We start from the raw sequence: 19,811 nt of genomic DNA on the forward strand, positions 1-19,811 counted from the left end.
TATTTGTTTAATTTAAAAATCGATAATCATGCAACAATTAAAAGCATCTGCAGCTTTTTCTGATACAAAGCCTCATTACGACTTGCTCGACGGTCTGCGTGGGGTAGCTGCTATCTTGGTCTTATGGTATCATGTTTTTGAAGGATATGCTTTTGCGGCAAATGCCCCAATCATCGAAACTCCTAATCATGCATATTTGGCCGTAGACTTCTTTTTTATCTTGTCCGGATTTGTCATCGCTTATGCGTATGACGACCGCTGGGGAAAATCAATGTCTTCCGGCAACTTCTTTAAGCGCCGTTTAATCCGTCTGCATCCCATGGTCGTAATGGGAGCTGTATTGGGAGTAATAACCTTCTTGTTACAGGGCAGTGTGCAGTGGGACGGAACACATGTTGCCACATCAGCAGTGATGATTGCCCTTTTGTGCGCCATGTTCTTTATCCCCGCTGTGCTGGGTTGCAGTTACGAAATACGCGGAAATGGCGAAATGTTTCCGCTGAATGGTCCTGCATGGTCACTTTTCTTCGAGTATATAGGCAATATCTTGTACGCATTGTTTATTCATCGTTTCAGCAACAAAGCGCTGGCTGTGTGGACGGCCGTCATGGGAATTTGCTTAGCCTTCTTTACACTGACCGATTATTCGGGTTATGGTTCGCTCGGAGTAGGATGGACACTCGACTCTGTCAATTTCATCGGAGGCTTGCTGCGCATGCTTTTCCCGTTCAGTCTTGGTATGCTGGTGTGCCGTTATTTTAAACCCGTGAAGGTTCGTGGCGCATTCTGGATTTGTTCACTGGTATTGATATGCCTGTTTTACGTACCGTTTATTCCGGGCTTGGAACCCATCTGTTACAACGGCGTGTTTGAAATGGTGTGCATTATGATTGTTTTCCCGGTTCTGGTATGGCTAGGCGCTTCCGGTTCTACCACCGATACGATTTCCTCTTCCGTATGTAAATTCTTGGGCGATATATCTTTCCCCGTTTATATCATTCACTATCCTTTCTATTACCTGTTTTACGCGTGGCTGATAAAGAATCAGTATTTCACTTTCGGAGAAACATGGGAAGTTGCAACCTTGTTGATGGCCGGTAATATCGTTTTAGCCTACCTGTGTCTGAAGTTATACGATGAACCGGTGCGTAAATATCTTGCAAAACGTTTCATGCATAAAAGACAACAGGCAGGCAGTCTGCGTTGATTTGATATGTTGATTTAGAGGACTATCTGATTCGCTTCATTCTCAGTCGGAGGCTGTTTGTTACTACCGAAACCGAACTGAATGCCATGGCAGCTCCCGCAATCATCGGGTTCAGCAAGAATCCCGTGAAAGGGTAAAGCACACCTGCCGCTACGGGAATTCCTGTCAGGTTGTAGATAAATGCCCAGAATAAGTTCTCGCGAATAGTACGTACGGTGAGTGTCGAAAGCCGGATGGCCTCACTTATTTTAGTCAGGTCCGACGATATAATGGTCATCTTTGCCACATCCATGGCGATGTCGCTTCCTTGTCCCATGGCGATACTCAGGTCAGCTTGGGCAAGGGCGGCGCTGTCGTTGATGCCGTCGCCAACCATGGCTACATGCTTTCCTTCCGCCTGAAGCTGTTTGATATACTCCGATTTTTGCTGAGGCAACACTTCCGCGCGGAATTCGGCGATACCAGCCTCCGCAGCAATCCGACGGGCAGTCTGCTCATTGTCACCCGTCAGCATGACAACTGAAATACCTCTTTGCTGTAACTCGGCGATGGCCTTTTTCGATGTTTCCTTTATCCGGTCGGCAATGGCGCAAGTTGCCAGTGCCTGCTGTTCGTCGGCAAACCAGATGACGGTTTTGGCTTCCTGTGCGAAAGCTTCAGCCTTTTCTGAAAGGGCAGGAGAGATAGTAATACCCCTTTCGGCAAGCATCCGGCGGTTTCCTGCATAATACGTTTTGCCGTTCCAGCTTGCTTTCACACCTTTCCCCGTAATACTTTCGAAACCGGTTAGCAGACAATCCCCTCCGTTATCAGCATTTGCCTGAGATAATGCCTGCACTACGGCTGTAGCCAGCGGATGTTCGGAATGCTTTTCCAGTCCCAGAAAGATACGCTGTATATCAGCATTCTCAGCTTCCCAGACAATGTCTGTCACCACAGGCTTCCCTTCCGTTATGGTTCCCGTCTTGTCGAGTACAATCGTATCTATCTTTTTGGCCATTTCCAGACTTTCGGCATCCTTGATCAGTATACCGTTTTCGGCCCCTTTGCCGATACCCACCATAATAGCCGTAGGGGTAGCCAGTCCCAAGGCGCACGGACAGGCGATAATCAGTACGGTAACGGCTGCCAGCAGTCCGTGCGTAAAGCCGTTCTCCGCCAGCACGATCCATGCAATGAAAGTAAGCACGGCCATTGTCATGATAGCAGGGACGAATACAGCTGCAATTTTGTCGACCAGTTGCTGTACGGGCGCTTTGCTTCCCTGAGCTTCCTGTACCAGATGAATAATGTGAGAAAGCATCGTATCAGCTCCCACCTTTTCAGCCCGAAACCGGAAACTTCCTTTCTGGTTGATGGTTCCTGCATATACTTTTGCTCCTGCCGACTTACAGACAGGAATTGGCTCGCCGCTCAGCATACTTTCGTCGATGAAAGAACTGCCTTCCGTTACGGTTCCGTCTACAGCGATACGTTCTCCCGGTTTCACGACAATCATGTTGCCTGGAACAATCTGATCAATACTCACTTCCCGTTCGCCGGTTCCGTCATCGATAATAACTGTACGGGGCTGTAGTCCCATCAGTTTCCTGATAGCAGCCGATGTATTGCCTTTTGCGCGTTCTTCCAGTGTGCGTCCCAGCAGGATAAAGGCGATAATCACGCTGGCCGCTTCAAAATACACATGCGGAGTCACTCCCCTTGATAGCCAGAAATCGGGAAAAAACAAGTTGAACAAGCTGAACAGATAGGCGATTCCGGTACTGTTTGCCACCAGCGTGTCCATATTGGCAGAACGGTGCTTCAGCAGCTTCCAGGCATTGACATAGAATCCGCTTCCCAGCCAGAACACTACAGGAGTAGATAATATCCACATGATGTAATTGGCATATGGCATATCCATGAAAAACATTCCGATAATAGCGACAGGAAGCGATAGGATAATAGCCCATATAGTCCGGAACTTCAATTGCCTGTAATGGGCGGCATGTGTGTCTTCAGCCTCTTTTTCGGCTTCTTTAGCCGTATCAATCAGCAAGTCGAATCCTGCGTTTTGTACAGCCTGCTTCATCATTTCGGGCGAGCAGAGCGACGGATCATATTCTACGGTAGCGATAGCTGTTGCCAGATTGACATTGGCCGAGCACACCCCTTCCTGCCGGCTCAATGTTTTGTTAACACGTGCAGCGCAGGCGGCACAACTCATGCCCAGTACGGGGAAAGTCTGTTTTTTTATTTGTTGGTCTGTCATTGTTCTTTTCTTTTTGATTCTGGCGCAAAGATACACCGGCAGACCATTGTGTGTGTTATAAAATTATGGGTATGATTTATACGATTTCATCCAGTCCTTTGCGTAATTGGATCTTTTGTTTTTTGAATTCGCTAGGAGTAGTGCCGGTCACTTCTTTAAACTGCCGGCTAAGATGAGCCGTACTCGAATAATTTAGCAGGAAAGCGATTTCGTTCAGTGAGAGTTCATCATACACAAGTAGTTCCTTTACGCGCTCTATTTTTTGTGAAATGAAGTATTTTTCTATTGTAATGCCATTGGTTTCCGAAAACAGTTTGCTTAAGGAGCTGTAATCGTGATGAAGCCTGTCGGCAAGAAAGTCCGACAGAGTTGTTTTAAGTTCACCGTTTTGGCTATGTACCAGCCGGATAATTTCCTGCTTGATTTGCTCTATCAGCCTGTTGCGTTTGTCGTCTATCAGTTCAAATCCCACAGACTGTAACGTTTGCCGGATATGTTCCAGTTCGGCTTTTCCGACAGTTTCCTGTATGATAGCCTTTCCCAGCTCAACATGCAAGGGTGTAAAGCCCAGTTTGGCAAGCAAGTCTTCTACCACCATAATACAGCGGTAGCACACCATGTTTTTAATATAGAGCGTTGTATTGTTCATGCGTCTTAAAATAATTTCTGCAAAATAAAGCTTTTCAATATGAATATATGCCGGTTTGCTGAATTTTCTTTTGTTAAAAGAACCACAACTGTTCTTTTTTTGTTTCTATCTTATATTTTTGTAAAGTTAATAAAAATCAGCATAGAGAAATGAGAAAAATGCTTTGTCCGCAGTGTAAGATTGCTGCCATGTATGTAAAGAATGAAGCAGGCGACCGCCGTCTGGTATACGTTGTTGAGGGAGGAGAGGTCATACCTAAAAATCCGGAAGAGTCGCTCGACGGATTCGATGTGAGCGAAGTATTCTGCCTGGGCTGTTCATGGCACGGGAATCCGAAGAAACTGGTCCGCTATTGATTACCACCACATCTGTTCCCCATTTTCGTAAGTGAAAGGACGTTCCTCTTTTCCTGAAGTGCGGTCTTTCAACAGGAGTAGAGCATGTGCAGGTACTCTGTCGTATGTCAGTGTATAGGTTTCAGGCTTGCGTTTACCCAGTGAAACCCATCCTCTGTCGTAATAAAACAGCTCATATTCGTGTGTAGGAAGTACGAAGTTGTCATCGTTCCACGGATAGAATACGATAGAGTCCAGTACTGCCGGTTTTTCCAGTTCATAGCCCAATATATATCCCGGAGTGATATCCGGTCTGGTCAAAGTATTACCGTCCACACTCAGTTCCACTTTCTTTACTGTACTTTGACCCGGTACGGCTTTCATTTTGCTTCCTTTGTTCCAGAATTCCACTTCCGCCATCGGAGTATCACATGTATCATTCGAACAATAACGGATATAGCGGTACATCTGTTTGCTTTCCACTTTCAGTACATTGCGGAATACCGGCATCTGTTCTACCCGTGCCAGAACTTCCGCATGAGTAAAATTCTTGTCATTACTACCCTCAAACCGTGCCCCAGGCATTGGAGCCCATTCATTTGGCCACTTTCCCGTCAGCGGGTATTTACGGGTTAACACCACCCGTCCGGTCATACTTTTGTCAGGCGAAAGCGTGTGCTTCTTTCCGTTTAGCATCAGGAATGCATTATCCAGCGCTATCGGTTTTTCTTTTTCGAATCCGATTACCGCATATACAACCGAATCTCCCAATGCTTCAAAGCGGCACATTCCGTTCTTAACTTCGGAAGCAGCGACTGGCGACCAGTCTGTTCCGGTAGCGAATGTACACAGATATGCCCGTTTTACTGCACGGTCCGTTTGCATTTCCACACTATTGTTCAGCCCGTAAGCGGCTGATACATCCATACGGAAAGGTGATGATACGTTCTTTCCCCACTCATCTTCTGCGACATCCTCCGTCGGCTGTCGCTCGAACGTGCTTCGCCATATCTTGGCACAACGTTTCTTGAAATCCGTCCGCATCGGAAAATCTTCCGGTATCGGATACTTCAATTCGAATTCCGTAGCATCGATGCGGTTATTAATCTTTGCCACTCTTTCGTCTTCGTATACCGAGTAAGTCCCTTTGTCGGTAATAAGTGCCGCCCAGGCATGACCGTTCCGGCTGTAATTCGCCCATCTTCCAACATTGTCAATGGCAGCCGGAATCCCCAGCGCACGCATTACTGCCCCTAACATCACACATCTCTGTACACACATTGCCTTACGCTGATGTTGCATTGCCACTACATCCAGTATATGAGGAAAGTGCGAACTGCTGCTCAATAACCGTTTCCATACCGTATCGTGTACGATTTCGAACGCCTCTTTTACAGTCCGTGCATCTTTTACTAATGTATGATATTCCTGATAAAGCGAGTCCCTCCAGCCATACGCCAACAATTCCGACTCAAAACGATATGGCAACACATATCGGCAGAACAGTCCGAAATCTATTTCTTTTTGCCATGGCGCTTCCTGCCATGCCTGAAAAGCTCCATCTATGTTTTGAATGAGAAAATCGGCTTTCACGTAATTCAAGTCCCGCTTCAGTATTGGATGGTGATTCTTTGCCAGTTCGTCCCACCATGTATTCAGTGGTTCCATGGTCAGCAGCGAGTCAGCTTCCGCTACCCGGTTCCGGAAGGTATCAATCGCTTCACTCCATACTGTACCGTGCCCCCTCATGTTTTCTATCAGAAACAGTGCCGCTTTCAGTTTCAGCGAGTCACTGTTATCCACATTCTGGTAATGGTCTATCACCTTCAGCAGCTCCAGTCTGTTTTCGCCAGCCTCTTCCAGCGCCAGCTCCAGATTTGTTTGCCTACCACAACTATACAGCACCAGTACCAGGAGTGCACTTAAACTAAAAAGATTCCACTTATTCATATCATATCATTTATCAAAACATCAATTTACACCGATACCAGTTTTGAAACTTCGCCGCATAGTCCACCAGCATCAGCTGATGCTCGCCGAAGTTACGTTTTTCGTTTTCCATCGCTCGGTCACTGTTATTGAAAGCCCCTTTTATCCGCAGATTATATTTGCGGAAGCAGCTGTCCGCCTGTTCCATTTTGCCCTCTTCTCGATAGATTTGTCCTAAAAGCAGCCACGGCACAGCATATCCCGGCTGTGCATTTACTACTTGTTCCAGTACCTCTGTTGCCTCTTTTTTTCGGTTCAGATAATAAGCCAGTGCTCCGTATCGGGCATAGGCATGAGCCGTCCCTTCGTTTTTTGCCAGCCCTACCGTCAGTCCCTGTTCCACGGCACGGCGCAAGTCGGGGTCCGCAGTCAGCCACTCTTGTGTCTTTTCCGTACGCAGCCAGTCAGGACGCAACCATATAGCCCGGCGCAACTGTTCTGCCGCCTCATCCTTTCGTCCGATTTCATACAGTAACACCGCGCTCTCGTAGGCAATGGATGCATTTCGAGGAAACTCCGATTCTAACTTTTGCTGTACCAGCATTGCTTCCTCGTACTTTCCGTCAAGCCGGTACAGCCTGCCTCGCAGAAAATCGGCATACACATCCGTGTCGTTCATATCCAGTTCCAGTTGCTGCCGTATCTTTGCCCGATATCCCTCAGATAATGTGCTGTCGGGCGCGAACGCCGCAACTATCGCCTTGTTTATCCGGCAGGGAAAACGGTCGGAGGTCTGTTCCAATGCTTGTAATGCCTCTTTGTGATTTCCTTTTTTCCAAGCCTCGCAAGCCTGCTCCACCGCCTTGTTATCCATACGTAGACGTGTGTCCAACACCATAAACGCTATCCAGCAGCAACATCCCACGGCTAGCGGCATATACCGTATCCATGCAGTAAGCCTTACAGACTTTACAGTTTCGTTTCCGCTCTCTGCTTCCGTCTGCATCAAGGCAAGCAATATCAGGGTAAGTATCCATACGGATCCGTCGGCCAGCATGATGCTCATTGTCATTTCCTTTACTCCCACTGCCAGCAGACATGCAGCTATTGCCGTCATTGTCTTTTTCTTGCGATATTTTATCCAATATATTACTACCGCTGCACACAGACCGATATACAGCATCATCCCTGTCAATCCTTTCTCTACCAGCACCTGTACCACCACATTCGGTGCATACGAGGTATAAGGTCGGGTAGAGTCTTCGTTCAGTACCCGATCCATCGCCAGCGTATAACTTCCGTTTCCTGTTCCCGTCCACAGATGTTCCTTTATCACTGTCATTGCCTGCTCTGTGGCACGAAAACGGCTTTCCGTACTCTGTCGCTGCGATTCGGTACGCTTCATTGCCAGTGTAGTTCCTGTTTCGGTAGGAAACAGCATCCATACCGTTCCCACAATGAATACGCACACTGCCACCAGTACCAACCTGTACCGCCATGTAGCCATAGATACGCACAATACTGTCACATACACCGCCCACGACACAAAGGCTCCTCTCGAAAAAGACAGCAGCATTGTTACGGAAGCCAGCACCCAGCATATACCGAACACCTTCCGCCATCGGTCTATCCGGTATATCCCCATCGCAAGCATCCCCAATACGGGTAACCATACACTTGCCCATGCATTTGTGATGTAACCGAAAGGACGGAACAAGAAACGGAACGGATACACATCGGTAAATCCCGCTCCATGTACCGCTCTCGTCCAGATTGAGAATGAAGCCAGCGTAATCGCCAGGGCGATGCCTGCTATTCCGGCGGACAGTTTCAGAAAGAGCGAAATACTTTCTGCCCGGCACGATGCCTCTCGTAGCAACAGATATGCGCAAAGTCCCGTCAGCGAGATACGTGCCGCATACATTCCTGTTATCGGATTTAGAATCCAAGTTGCCACGTCATACAGACAGACTGCCAGCACCGCCGCGTCCACCGCCGAAAACCGGAAGTGCAGCCACAATACAGATACAGTTACACACAGCCCGAGCGGTAACAACATCCACGGGTCGTTTATGCGGAATAATTCCGCAGCCAGTGCCATGACAGCCATTACAGCCGCTATCTGCATGCCCCATCGTGCCGAAATCCGTTGTCTATCTTCTGCCGACATTCACTTTTAATTTGCGTATCACATTGTATAGCATGAATCCCACCAGTCCCAGCAACACAAGTTGCATGAAGATGTTGCGCAGCAAGGCGAACGAGGGCGCCATACCATTAGACAGATACAGCACCAACTGGTGTATCTCATCGGGAAACGAAGCCACAAAGTTTACCATAAACTTAGGCAGGATATAGAAGAAGTAGTATCCCATAAACAGATTCACCACCACGGTATACACCAGCAGTCCGTAACGCCCCAGCCGGTTGGTTTGGAGTAGATAGGGCCTTTCACTCTCCGCACGTCCGCGTATCCGGCTGTACAGATAGTTCAGCAATTCCTTCGAACGGTTGCGTAGGTTGGGGATGCCCAGCACGTCGGACGCTATCCAGTAGCCGTCGAACTTGAAGAAAGGATTCAGAGTCATGATAAATCCGAGGTTGAGTGTCAGTATCATGTAGCGAAGTGTATCGCTTCCAGTAGCATAAAACAAGGCAAGCACTGCCAGCAGGATATACATCTGGAAGTATACTCCCGCCAGGTTTACGATGCAACGGTCTGTACGCCGCAAGCGCCACACCTCGGTCACGTCGGTGTACAGCACGGGGAAGTTAAGGTACAGTCCGAATCCGATTCCTCCGTGGCGGATGCCGAAGTGCTTGCACGCCGAAGCATGTCCCAACTCATGGAAGAGCGATGATGCTACCATAAATATCAGCATTCCTATCACCATATAGGCATTGGCGGAACCGTTGAAGGTAAGTAGGTTGTCGGTGATACAGAAGAAACAGATGTCGGCTGCCAGTACCGCTATCATCAGCGGAAACATTACCGTTTTACGGAACAGAAAGCTACATGCATCCGAAAAGCGGTCTATCACCGAAGCGGAGAACAGCTCACGTTCGTAGAGGAATGTCCGTTTACGGGGTTTCGCATCGTCGGCAAACATCGGCTGGATCAGCCGTGTTATCACGTCCTCCACCTGAGCGTACGAAAACATGCCCTTCTTTTTTTCCACAAAGGCAACTACCGCCTCCTCTTGTGTATTTTCTTGTTGCAGACAGCGGATTAGGTCTACCACTGGTGCGCCAGCCTCGTAGTGCCGTCCGTTATACACCAGCAAGAAGCGTTCCTTCACCGAGGCCGAAGAAAAATTTTGTATATGTATCTGCTTATATTTATTCATTCTATTCCACTTTCAATATTGCGCTATTGATATTATAATCAACATCATTTCTGTCACGGGAAGTTTTCTTTCCGAATTCGAATGTATAGGCTACCTTTACGTATCCGCTTTGCTGATTATATCGGTAATATTGGTAACGGTCGAAACTATATACCTCCGAAGTCAGATAATTTCGTGTCTTGCTGCTGTCGATAAACGGATTATTCGTACCTCCTTCCAGTGACCAGTTGCCGTGATTCCAACTCAATGACAGCCCATAACAGCCGTCCTGTTCGCTGTAAATACCACTCATACTCAACTCCTTGCTTTTCATTTGTCCGTAGATGTTCAGTGCAAAATCTTTCCAGAAGTAATTGATGTCCAGTTTACCGTACACACTGTTTTCATGTTCTTTTTCTGTTCCTGTTATCAATCCACGCTGCCAGCGTCCGCTAATTTTCAAACGTAACGCATCAGTCACCTTGTACGAAAGATCCAATCCACCACGGAACGAATGATAATCTCCGTCACCTCTGAATGTTTCCACCACTTTATCCCCTTCAATAAAGAAAGCAGGCAGGGTGGTGTTTATCTCCGTATCATACATGAAGATTCCAAACAAGTTAAAGCGCCCGAACTGTACGCTATAGTTGGCTGATGCCGAATACATGGAAATCTTAGGCAAATATGGATTACCACGTTTCACATGAAGCATATCCACTGTCTGCTCAGCCGTGTTGATGGTATTGATTTCGGGATAGGCATTACCTACTGCCATTCCTCCGCCAAGGAACTGCTTCTTGCTGATGCTGTACATCAAGGCTACAGAACCTCGCGGGCTGATCCGGCTGATTTTGTCTTGACCATGCAGACGATACTGTAAGGAAGACATACCCGCTTGTGCATCTAACGTGAGTTTCTTGCTCAACTTGTGATTATAATTAAGAAACAATAAGGTTTCACCCGACCACAGATGTTGCCAGGAAGGAGAATCACCTTTATAGGTAGTCGAACTGATACGATGTATATGACGAACTTGAGCTGTCAGAGAGTTACCGTGTTTAAACTTGGCATAATATTTCACCGAAGGAGAAAGCGTGTACATTTCTTCCTGCACATTGCTATGTGAAATAAACTTGTTTTCCAGATACGAGCGGTCATAACTGTTATCGGTGTAATCTCCATTCAGCGTACACTGCAATTTCTGATTCTTATTGAAACGGAATTCTCCATATAGGTTTAACGACGGTTTCAGCGAGCGCTGTTCCATCCTGCTATGGGAGGATGAGCTGGGGTATAGCTCCGAATAGGTCAGGCTGCTTTCCTGTTCACTGCCCGGCTCTTCACTGTGTACCAACGCCATCTTGGCCATCAGTTTTCGTTTGTTGGTCTGGTTCAATATATTCAACTGTGCATATTGTCTATTGTTCTTCTTGCGGTCTAAGTCCGTATTGCCTTGTTTTACAATACTATGTTCCGGAAAATAATAGGTTTCTGTATTTACGCTTCCCTCATTCTCATATTCTTGCATAGAATGTCCGCCAAACAACGTATATGAAGTATTACCACTATACAGCTTGACTCCCAAGTTATAATCTCCTTTCAGATAACCGATTGTCTGGTCCGCATCTGCCGACACATAACCTCCGTTTATCCGCTTCTTGGTAATAAAATTTACGGAAGTTTTATCTCCGGCATATTCTCCGGTGGGCATATCCATGTATTCTATCCTTTCAATATCTTTCGGGCGTAGATTCTTTATTTCCCGATAGTCTGCTTCGCGTCCGTCTATATATAAAGTGGCGTTTCCGCCCATGGCTGATACTGTTCCTTTCCGGCGGTCGACATCCATGCCCGGAATCATCAGATTATAAAGCAAATCGTATCCTGTATGTGAGTGTTTCAACTGCTGCTTGTCGGGAATTATCAGTATTCGGTCGTCTTTACGGATGAATGAACTTCCTTTAATTTCTACATTGTTTAGCATTATATTGTTAGTCTGTAAGGTAATGACTGGTAATGTCCTGTCATTCTCACCATTGCTAATTACAGGAATTGTCTTGGTAAGATAGCCGATTGAACTGACAGACATCAAATATTCTCCTTTCCGTACTGTCATTTTATAGTTACCGGTACTATCGGTTGCTGTTCCTTGTACAAAAGTAGAATCCGGTTGTAATAATTGAATTGATGCATAAGGAACAGCAGTTCCAGTTTCTGATTTTACAATACCTTTCAGTATAGACTGTGCTTGAAGAGGAGTCGTTATCAAACTGCTGAAAAATAAAATTTTTATAATCAATTTCATAATCTTTAAAATTATGAGATTTAGGAATACTGACTAGATTCCTAAATCTCAATACAATAACTGTGTTACCAATCATAACCATGACAACTCATACCTGGACATTTGTATTCATCACAATGCCCTAGAGTATCAATATCCAATACTTCGGTAAATTTTTACCGAAAGATTAAAAGTTAAACAACAGAACCGGCAAAAGCTGGTTCGGAAACACTAAAGAGGTCATTGAAATGTTGTCAAAAACGAATGGTTAAGCATGAAGAAATGTGCTGAAAAAAGAGAGCTAACCTGCTGATAATAAAGGAGGAAAGTATTGCATAATTCGTTATTTCTTAGTAAATTAGAAGTCTCTGAACTCTTCTGATTATGACTAAAGAAACACTCCTTATGCAATACCAATCCGAGTGCCTGTCGGCTCTCAAATCAGTAGCGAATATACACAAACCTTTTGAAAAAGCATTCATGGACACCATGAAATTATTCATGGCCATCCCGGATCGTATAAATTTCCTTCAATTGGGCAGATATGGCTGTTTCTCAGAACAGACTTATCGCAACCTTTTTGAGCATGAAACTTTCGACTGGTTTGCGTTCAACGGATCTATCATCAGCAAGCATCTCACAGGCAAAAGAAAAGCCATTGCCATCGACCCTTCCTATATTCCCAAATCAGGCAAGAAGACACCTTGGATAGGTTACTTCTGGTCCGGTTGTGCAGGAGAGTACAAGCGTGGACTGGAAATCATGGGCATCGGTGTCATTGACATCGACAACCATGAATGCATGACTTTAGGTTCCATTCAGACACCGGATTGTAAGACCTTGGATAATATGGACAAGAACCTTGTTGACTGGTACAGCTGCTATCTTATCAGCAGAAAAGACAAGCTACAGAGCCTGTCCAGAACGGTGGTTGCAGACGCATTCTTTTCCAAGGAAACTTTCGTAACGCCTATGTGTGAGAACGGTTTCCATGTCATCAGCCGCTTTAGGAATGATGTTGTCCTGTACTATCCGACATTGGAAAAGAAAACAGGAAAACGTGGTCATCCCAAGTGGTTTGACGGCAGGATTGACTTTGCCAATCTGGATTTGACCCGGTGCAAGGAATACGAGGTGAACAAAGGAAAGCTATACGGATTGAGGGTTTATGCTAAAGCTTTCAAAAGGTATGTTTCCTTAGCCGTCTGGTATCCGATGGACGGAAGAACAGACAAGTGGCAACTTTATTTCTCTACAGACGATTCCATGGATGGACGCGAGGTGCTGGATTATTACAGAACCAGGTTCCAGTTGGAATTTTGCTTTAGAGATGGCAAGCAGCATGCAGGAATCACCAGCTGCCAGTCTACCGACTTCAGGAAATTGGATTTTCACTTCAATGCATCGCTTGCTGCTGTCAACTTGGCCAAAGCGGCATGTAAGAGGCTCGGAATAACCTATTCCATATCCTCCTGCAAGTCTTTCATACACAATGCTTATATGCTTGAACGATTTATTTGCGTGTTTGGGATTAGCCCAGACCCGCAAGTTATTGACAAACTTTTCAAAGAACTCATTTTATTTACTGCCAGAGCCGCTTAGGCTTGGCGAATTTTTAACGAACTATTGTTACTTCATAGGCATTTTTAAATGATTCTCCTACGTTAAAAAAAGAAACACGACAATCTTTAGAATAAAAATCTTGTATTTTTAAAATTTGGCTTCTATATTCTGATGAAAGATTTTCTTCATTATATAAAATGAAGAAATCATAGTAGGTATTTGTATGCTTGTTTAAAAGCATTGAAGTAATACATACACCAGCTGGCATTACCATATTTTTGTCAAAACAAAAAAATATAGGAATTTTATTCATATTTGTTTATTTTTTAACTAAGCGGGTGGCTTGGATTACTGAATGAATAATCCGATAAATTATTTTGTTTACAAAGTTATAGTTTTTACTAGATAAACACAATTTTGTCCCTTTAAAATGTTTATATTGATATGTTTCATATGTAAACTTTTGCTTTTTATATATAAAATGTTCTTTTCTTAAAATACTGCTTGTCTTTTTGTTTTTTGTTAGGTAAGGGTGGTATATTTAAAAGATGTATATACTTCGCAGATAGAAGAAAAATTAATTAGAAAACAAACTCTTCTTAGATGTTTATTTATAATTACTTGTTCTTTTTCTAAAAACATCCTCATCTTTTTTTATTTTTCGTACAAATCCATAGAACCTATTGTACAAAAAAAGAAGTAAAATTTGTAGAGAAAAAAATAAAAGGTCTTGTACTTTTCTTTTTTATACAAGACCTTTTGGTTATATTATACGTTTGGTATGGTCAGAATCTACAGAGCCTGCATATCGTTCAAACGTTTATAGTAACCGTTTTTCTGGAGCAGCTCTTCGTGTCTGCCGCTTTCTACGATACGGCCTTCATAGAGTACATAAATGCAGTCGGCATTCTTGATAGTCGACAAGCGATGTGCGATAGCAATAGTAGTGCGGGTCTTCATCAAACGTTCCAAAGCCTCCTGTACCAGGCGTTCACTTTCTGTATCAAGGGCAGAAGTAGCTTCGTCCAGAATCAAGATGGCCGGGTTTTTCAAGATGGCACGGGCTATCGAGATACGTTGACGCTGTCCTCCTGAAAGGCGGCAGCCGCGGTCGCCAATGTTGGTGTCGTAGCCTTTTTCACTTTCCATAATGAAATCGTGGGCATTGGCTATCTTGGCAGCGGCAACAACTTGTTCCATGGTGGCATTGTCTACACCGAAAGCAATGTTGTTGAAGAAACTGTCGTTGAACAGGATGGCTTCCTGATTTACATTACCTATCAGTCCGCGGAGGTCTTTTACTACCAGATCTTTAATATTTTTTCCGTCTATCAGAATTTCACCAGCCTGCACATCGTGAAAGCGGGGAACTAAATCGACTAGTGTTGACTTTCCTGAACCACTTTGTCCTACCAATGCAATAGTCTGTCCTTTGCGTACTTTCAGGCTGACGTCGTGGAGTACTTCATGCGTGCCGTAGCTGAACGAAATATTGCGGAATTCCAGTCCTTCTTTCATTTCGCTGATATGTTCGGCATCGGTACGTTCTGTAATGTTGTTTGGAGCTTTCAGAATCTTGTCTACACGTTCCATTGAAGCGAGCCCCTTCGGGATATTGTAACTTGCCTTGGAGAAATCTTTCAACGGGTTGATGATGCTGTAAAGTATCACCATATAGAAAATGAAGGTAGAAGCGTTGATGGTAGAGTTAGCACTTAGAATCAGTGAACCACCAAACCAAAGTACAAGTACGATGAGTACGGTTCCCAAGAACTCGCTCATCGGGTGGGCAAGACTCTGGCGCATGGCTACGCGATTGGTTGCACTACGATATTCATTACTGCACTTCACGAAGCGGTTTATCATTTTTTCTTCTGCGATAAATGCCTTGATGATACGCATACCGCCTAATGTTTCTTCCAACTGCGACATGGTTTCGCTCCATTTGTTCTGGGCTTCGAGCGACTGGCGTTTCAGTTTGCGTCCTACACGTCCCATGATCCATCCCATAACTGGCAGCACGATGATGGTAAACAGGGTAAGTTGCCAGCTGGTTACAATCAGGGTGGCGAAATAAGAGATGATAAGAATCGGGTTTTTCAACAGCATGTCGAGTGAGCTGGTGATGGAGTTTTCTATTTCGCCAACGTCGCCGCTCATACGGGCGATGATGTCACCTTTTCGTTCGTCAGATAGGAAGCTGAGTGGGAGGTACATTACCTTTGAATAAACCATGATGCGGATATCGCGTACTACACCGGTACGAAGCGGAATCATGATGGCTGTAGAACCGAAATAGCATGCGGTTTTCAGCAGGGTCATTCCTGCAAGGAAAAGTCCCAGCCAAAGTAAAGTAGTGGCAGGGCCGAATATTTCTATCAATTCGGATACGTAATAATAGAAATTATTTACGGCAACGTCTTTCAGTTCTCCGCTTCCCCATTCCATAAAATGATATACTTTTTCTGACTCTCCAGTCTTGAACAGGATGTTCAGAATCGGTATAAGAAGTGAAAAAGAGAAGACATTGAATATTGCCGACAGCAGATTAAGACCTATTGCTCCGACAACATACTTTTTGTAGGGCGAAATGAACCGCCGCATCATTTGGAAAAATTCTTTCATGCAGGAAAAATTTCTGTTATAATATAGTGCACAAAGATAGTGTAATTTATTGTTTTATTTTATATAAAGCAGGTGCTTTTGCATATTATTTTATAAATTTGCACTTTAACTGAAACATGGCAATTCAATGAAATTCATATATTATCTGATTTTTTTCTTCTGGTATCTGCTCTCTTTGCTGCCATTGAGGGTACTCTATTTCATATCCGACCTGCTGTTTGTACCGTTATTCTATGGCTTGAAATATCGCCGGGATATTGTACACCGCAACATTGCCGGTTCGTTTCCGGAAAAAAGTGAAAAGGAGATTCTGAAGATAGAAAAGGAGTTCTATCATTTTTTCTGCGATTATGTGGTAGAAACCATCAAATTGTTTTCCATGTCGAAAAAGCAGATGATGAAGCGTATGACTTTCAGCGGACTGGATGAGGTACGCGCGGAGTTGGACAAGGCTGGGAAAAAATGTTGCTTCGTATGTCTGGGACATTATTGCAACTGGGAGTATGTAGCTTCTCTGCAATACTGGTTTCCTGAAATTCATTGCGGACAGATTTATCATCCTTTATATAATAAGGCGTTCGATAAGTTATATCTCCGCCTTCGCGGACAGTTTGGTGGTGAGTCCATTCCGATGAAGGAGACGTTACGCCGGCTGGTTACACTCAGCAGAGGAGAAAAGAAAGTGATGATAGGCTTTATTTCCGACCAGGCGCCTGGATGGGAAGGGATGAGCCACTGGACAAAGTTTTTGCATCGGGACACTGCTTTCTTTCAAGGAACGGAACGCATAGGGCGCCGGCTGGATGCTGCCGTTTACTACCTGAAAGTAACACGGGTAAAGCGCGGATACTATCATGCTTCTTTCGAACTGCTGACCTTGCATCCTGCCGAATTACCTGAGTATCAGCTGACGGATATGTACTCGGAGCATCTGGAGCAACAGATAAAGGAAGCTCCTGCGTATTGGCTGTGGAGTCATAACCGATGGAAACGGACAAAAGAAGAATGGTTGAAAATGTCGTGGAACACTCAAAATTCGTAGATATCATGCCCCCGAAAATTATTCATTTATGCTGGTTCAGCAAGGATCCTTATCCGCTGGAAATCAAGATTTGTCTGGCAAGCTGGAAGCGTGTTCTTCCTGATTATAAGGTACGTGTCTGGACGTACGAGGATGCAAAGGCTATCGGTTGTAAATATATAGACCAGGCGCTGTCGGTCAGGAAATGGGCATTTGCGGCAGATGTAGTCCGTTTTTATGCTGTATATAAAGAAGGTGGCGTGTATATGGACAGTGATATTTATCTGCGTAAGCGTTTCGACCGGTTTATTCCTGAAACCGGATGTGCTACGTTTAATGAGCGGTGGGAAGAAGGAGAAACCGATTATGGTATTCAGGCCGCGTTCTTTATCGGTTCAAAGGGAAATGATTTCTGTAAGGAGGTCTTTGAGTATTATCAGGAACGGGACTTTATCCGTCCTGACGGTTCGCTGGACCAGACGATTTCTCCGTATATCATGCGAAGTGTTGCGGAACGTAGGGGATATGTCTGCAAGGAGGAGGAACAGCATTTGGATGGTATACATATATATCCTACTCATTGGTTGTCGCCAAGAAGCCGCTTCAAGCATAGTCCGGATGCTTTTGGGGAACATCGGGTGTACGGAAGCTGGCGTGACCATAAGTTTGGCAGGAAACTGGAACGTTCGTTCAAGCATTTCTGTAATGCGGTAAGATTTTATCTGCTTGGCAGATAATGTGACTGGATTACATGGTAAACTAAAAAATAGAGTAAGTATGGCTTTTAAAAATTTACGTTTAGGTTCTGATACATCAAGGCTTATATTATTATTTGTCGCGATATTGCCTGCTACGGAGTCTAAGGACTGGCTCTTTTATACGGTTTCTGTCTTAATCATTGGGCTGTTTATAATGCATGTGATTTATGCTATACAATTGTACAGAAAGGAAAAGTCTTTCTTGTGTATAACGGGCAATCTGCGGAGTGAGCTGATTGATTTGATGGTTGACATCGCAGGGCTTATGGTAGCTTATTCTATGGATTATACTGGATATATCCGCTTTTGGTGGTTCATGATTGCTATTACGCTGGTAGGGATTCTGCTTCAACTGAAACTGAAAAATCAAAAGAAAGGATAATTGCTTAATACGATATGGAAAAAGGATTTATGACATTTCAAAAGTCATAAATCCTTTTTTCATCTTATATTTATTGGATACCTTTCCGCTGTTTGTATTCATCGATTCGCTTCTGGAAGGCTTCTTCTTTTTTTCCGCCGTTGGAATGGAATATCAGTGCTTCGGGAATCTCTTTTCCACGGTCTTCCAGTCGGGATTTTCCGGTTTTATCTTTTATTATATCGACAGCATCGTATAAGTCGTTGGTCGTGGCATCGTAGGCGTTCATGGTGAGGGTGTCGCCATGTACACGGATTTGCTGATAGTAACGGCTACCTGTTCCGAACTTGTCGAACCGCTTGTCGAACTCAATGTAGTAGTTTTTGGGTGAGCAGTGACTGACTGTATAAACAGGTGCTTGGGCTTCTCCATTTTCACCGTGGGCAGTCATACGGGCATAAGCGTGTTCGTGTCCTTGCAGTACGAGATCGACTCCATATTCCTCAACCAGCGGGTTGAACATGGTACGTTGAAACAGGTTGTTCATACTGCCTTTAATGGAGTATAGCGGATGATGAAGTACGACGATCTTCCATCGTGCATTGCTTTTCTTGAGCTGTTCTTCTAACCATTTTTTCTGAGTCCACAGGTAGAAGAACTCGCGGTTACTGTCGAGACAGAAGATTTGCATGTCGTTATACTTCAGAGTATATACTTGATTTTCGCCTACCATTGAGTCGAGATAGTATGAAAATACCAGTGAGAAGCGGCGTTCCAGTTTGCGAATGATGTATTTCAGGTATTCGTGGTTTCCTGTAACGGTGATGACAGGGTATTGTTGTCCGATGGAATCCAGCCCGCGATATGTTTCTTCCCAGCGTTGTTCAGTTGGACGTTCGGTCAGATCGCCTCCGAAAACTCTGTATCGGGATGACGTTGCAATGCTTCACGGAAAAAATGGTTTGCTTTCCCGTTGATGCTGTCTTGCACATCGCCTACATACATGAATGAATAATCGTTGCGGGTAGACTGATTGTATGTACGGAAGCTATACCAGGATGAGGTCTTGCCTTCATTACAAACGCGGTAAGTATAATAGCGGTCAGGTTGTAAGGTACGGAGTTTGGCAACGTAGTATGCTGCCTTTCCGCTACGTGACTGGAAAATTTCTCCTTGTACATCGATTTGTATGGTATCTTTCGAAAGTGTATCTACCAATTCGACATGCGACGGTACGACTATAGAGTCGTACTGCCAGCTGATATTGCGCGACAGTTCGTTTTCATCGCCGAAAGTGAGTAGTACTCGTCCGGGTTCTGACTGCGGTGCATAAGGAAGTTCTGCTTCGTTGTGGAACCATGCGCTCCAGCGTGAATTGATCCACAGTGCGAGTGCCGCGATGACAATCAATGTGATGCTAAGTCGGATGATAGTTTTCTTTTTCATGTTGTAACAGATTGTTATTCGGTTACAAAGATAGAAAATGGTACTTTAAATTT

Annotated in this window: 16 protein-coding genes; 6 read left to right on the forward strand and 10 right to left on the reverse strand. The window is 44.7% G+C overall.

Translation table 11 applies throughout. The features are described from left to right. The first annotated feature begins 28 nt into the window (after positions 1-28). Positions 29-1,207, forward strand: coding sequence for an acyltransferase family protein (locus BACCOP_RS02870; protein ID WP_007566087.1), 1,179 nt, complete (start codon positions 29-31; stop codon positions 1,205-1,207). A 22-nt stretch (positions 1,208-1,229) separates the two neighbouring features. On the opposite strand, the gene BACCOP_RS02875 is transcribed toward BACCOP_RS02870, so the two are convergent. Both BACCOP_RS02875 and BACCOP_RS02880 read right to left on the reverse strand, forming a co-directional pair. Beyond that, positions 1,230-3,458 (reverse strand): heavy metal translocating P-type ATPase, encoded by a 2,229-nt coding sequence (locus BACCOP_RS02875; protein ID WP_007566089.1) that lies wholly within the window; start codon positions 3,456-3,458, stop codon positions 1,230-1,232. A 76-nt stretch (positions 3,459-3,534) separates the two neighbouring features. After that, entirely contained in the window at positions 3,535-4,107 is a 573-nt protein-coding gene (locus tag BACCOP_RS02880; protein WP_022125645.1) for a helix-turn-helix domain-containing protein, read from the reverse strand. Between the two features lie 149 nt (positions 4,108-4,256). Between BACCOP_RS02880 and BACCOP_RS02885 the strand changes: the two genes are divergently transcribed. Continuing rightward, positions 4,257-4,463 carry a hypothetical protein gene (locus BACCOP_RS02885; protein WP_007566093.1) on the forward strand — a complete coding sequence of 69 codons (207 nt, stop codon included), beginning with the start codon at positions 4,257-4,259 and terminating at the stop codon, positions 4,461-4,463. Here the strand turns inward: BACCOP_RS02885 and BACCOP_RS02890 are convergent, their stop codons facing one another. Genes BACCOP_RS02890 through BACCOP_RS02905 form a run of 4 tightly spaced genes read right to left on the reverse strand, consistent with a single transcriptional unit; the run spans position 4,464 to position 12,005 of the window. After that, positions 4,464-6,392: a transglutaminase-like domain-containing protein gene (locus BACCOP_RS02890; RefSeq protein WP_007566095.1), complete on the reverse strand. Its 1,929-nt coding sequence runs from the start codon at positions 6,390-6,392 to the stop codon at positions 4,464-4,466. It abuts the gene before it with no gap. A gap of 13 nt (positions 6,393-6,405) precedes the next feature. After that, positions 6,406-8,541 (reverse strand): O-antigen ligase family protein, encoded by a 2,136-nt coding sequence (locus BACCOP_RS02895; protein ID WP_007566097.1) that lies wholly within the window; start codon positions 8,539-8,541, stop codon positions 6,406-6,408. Continuing rightward, positions 8,525-9,718, reverse strand: a complete 1,194-nt coding sequence (locus BACCOP_RS02900) for a zinc metalloprotease (protein WP_007566099.1) — start codon at positions 9,716-9,718, stop codon at positions 8,525-8,527. Before BACCOP_RS02900 ends, BACCOP_RS02895 begins: the two co-directional genes overlap by 17 nt. 1 nt (position 9,719) lies before the next feature. After that, positions 9,720-12,005 (reverse strand): TonB-dependent receptor, encoded by a 2,286-nt coding sequence (locus BACCOP_RS02905; protein ID WP_007566101.1) that lies wholly within the window; start codon positions 12,003-12,005, stop codon positions 9,720-9,722. 363 nt (positions 12,006-12,368) lie between these two features. Here BACCOP_RS02905 and BACCOP_RS02910 point away from each other — a divergent pair, with 363 nt between their 5' ends. After that, a complete protein-coding gene (locus BACCOP_RS02910) occupies positions 12,369-13,586 on the forward strand; it encodes a transposase (protein ID WP_007566103.1) in 1,218 nt (405 codons plus the stop codon). Between the two features lie 13 nt (positions 13,587-13,599). On the opposite strand, the gene BACCOP_RS20220 is transcribed toward BACCOP_RS02910, so the two are convergent. Both BACCOP_RS20220 and BACCOP_RS02920 read right to left on the reverse strand, forming a co-directional pair. Next, positions 13,600-13,860, reverse strand: coding sequence for a glycosyltransferase family protein (locus BACCOP_RS20220; RefSeq protein WP_007566104.1), 261 nt, complete (start codon positions 13,858-13,860; stop codon positions 13,600-13,602). Positions 13,861-14,339: 479 nt separating this feature from the next. Beyond that, on the reverse strand, positions 14,340-16,172 hold the full coding sequence (locus BACCOP_RS02920) for an ABC transporter ATP-binding protein (protein WP_007566109.1): 1,833 nt from the start codon (positions 16,170-16,172) through the stop codon (positions 14,340-14,342). A 127-nt stretch (positions 16,173-16,299) separates the two neighbouring features. Between BACCOP_RS02920 and BACCOP_RS02925 the strand changes: the two genes are divergently transcribed. Genes BACCOP_RS02925 through BACCOP_RS02935 form a run of 3 tightly spaced genes read left to right on the forward strand, consistent with a single transcriptional unit; the run spans position 16,300 to position 18,333 of the window. Beyond that, entirely contained in the window at positions 16,300-17,214 is a 915-nt protein-coding gene (locus tag BACCOP_RS02925; RefSeq protein ID WP_007566111.1) for a lysophospholipid acyltransferase family protein, read from the forward strand. Positions 17,215-17,219: 5 nt separating this feature from the next. Beyond that, a complete protein-coding gene (locus BACCOP_RS02930) occupies positions 17,220-17,930 on the forward strand; it encodes a glycosyltransferase family 32 protein (protein ID WP_022125499.1) in 711 nt (236 codons plus the stop codon). Between the two features lie 40 nt (positions 17,931-17,970). Further along, positions 17,971-18,333, forward strand: a complete 363-nt coding sequence (locus tag BACCOP_RS02935; protein WP_022125498.1) for a hypothetical protein — start codon at positions 17,971-17,973, stop codon at positions 18,331-18,333. A 70-nt stretch (positions 18,334-18,403) separates the two neighbouring features. Here the strand turns inward: BACCOP_RS02935 and BACCOP_RS20915 are convergent, their stop codons facing one another. Together BACCOP_RS20915 and BACCOP_RS20920 are read right to left on the reverse strand one after the other, a co-directional pair. Then, positions 18,404-19,255: a metallophosphoesterase family protein gene (locus tag BACCOP_RS20915; RefSeq protein WP_317618168.1), complete on the reverse strand. Its 852-nt coding sequence runs from the start codon at positions 19,253-19,255 to the stop codon at positions 18,404-18,406. Then, positions 19,213-19,758, reverse strand: a complete 546-nt coding sequence (locus tag BACCOP_RS20920) for a fibronectin type III domain-containing protein (protein WP_007566118.1) — start codon at positions 19,756-19,758, stop codon at positions 19,213-19,215. Before BACCOP_RS20920 ends, BACCOP_RS20915 begins: the two co-directional genes overlap by 43 nt. Positions 19,759-19,811 lie beyond the last annotated feature (53 nt).

The sequence above is a fragment of the Phocaeicola coprocola DSM 17136 genome (genome assembly GCF_000154845.1).
In the GTDB taxonomy this organism is placed as follows: domain Bacteria; phylum Bacteroidota; class Bacteroidia; order Bacteroidales; family Bacteroidaceae; genus Phocaeicola; species Phocaeicola coprocola.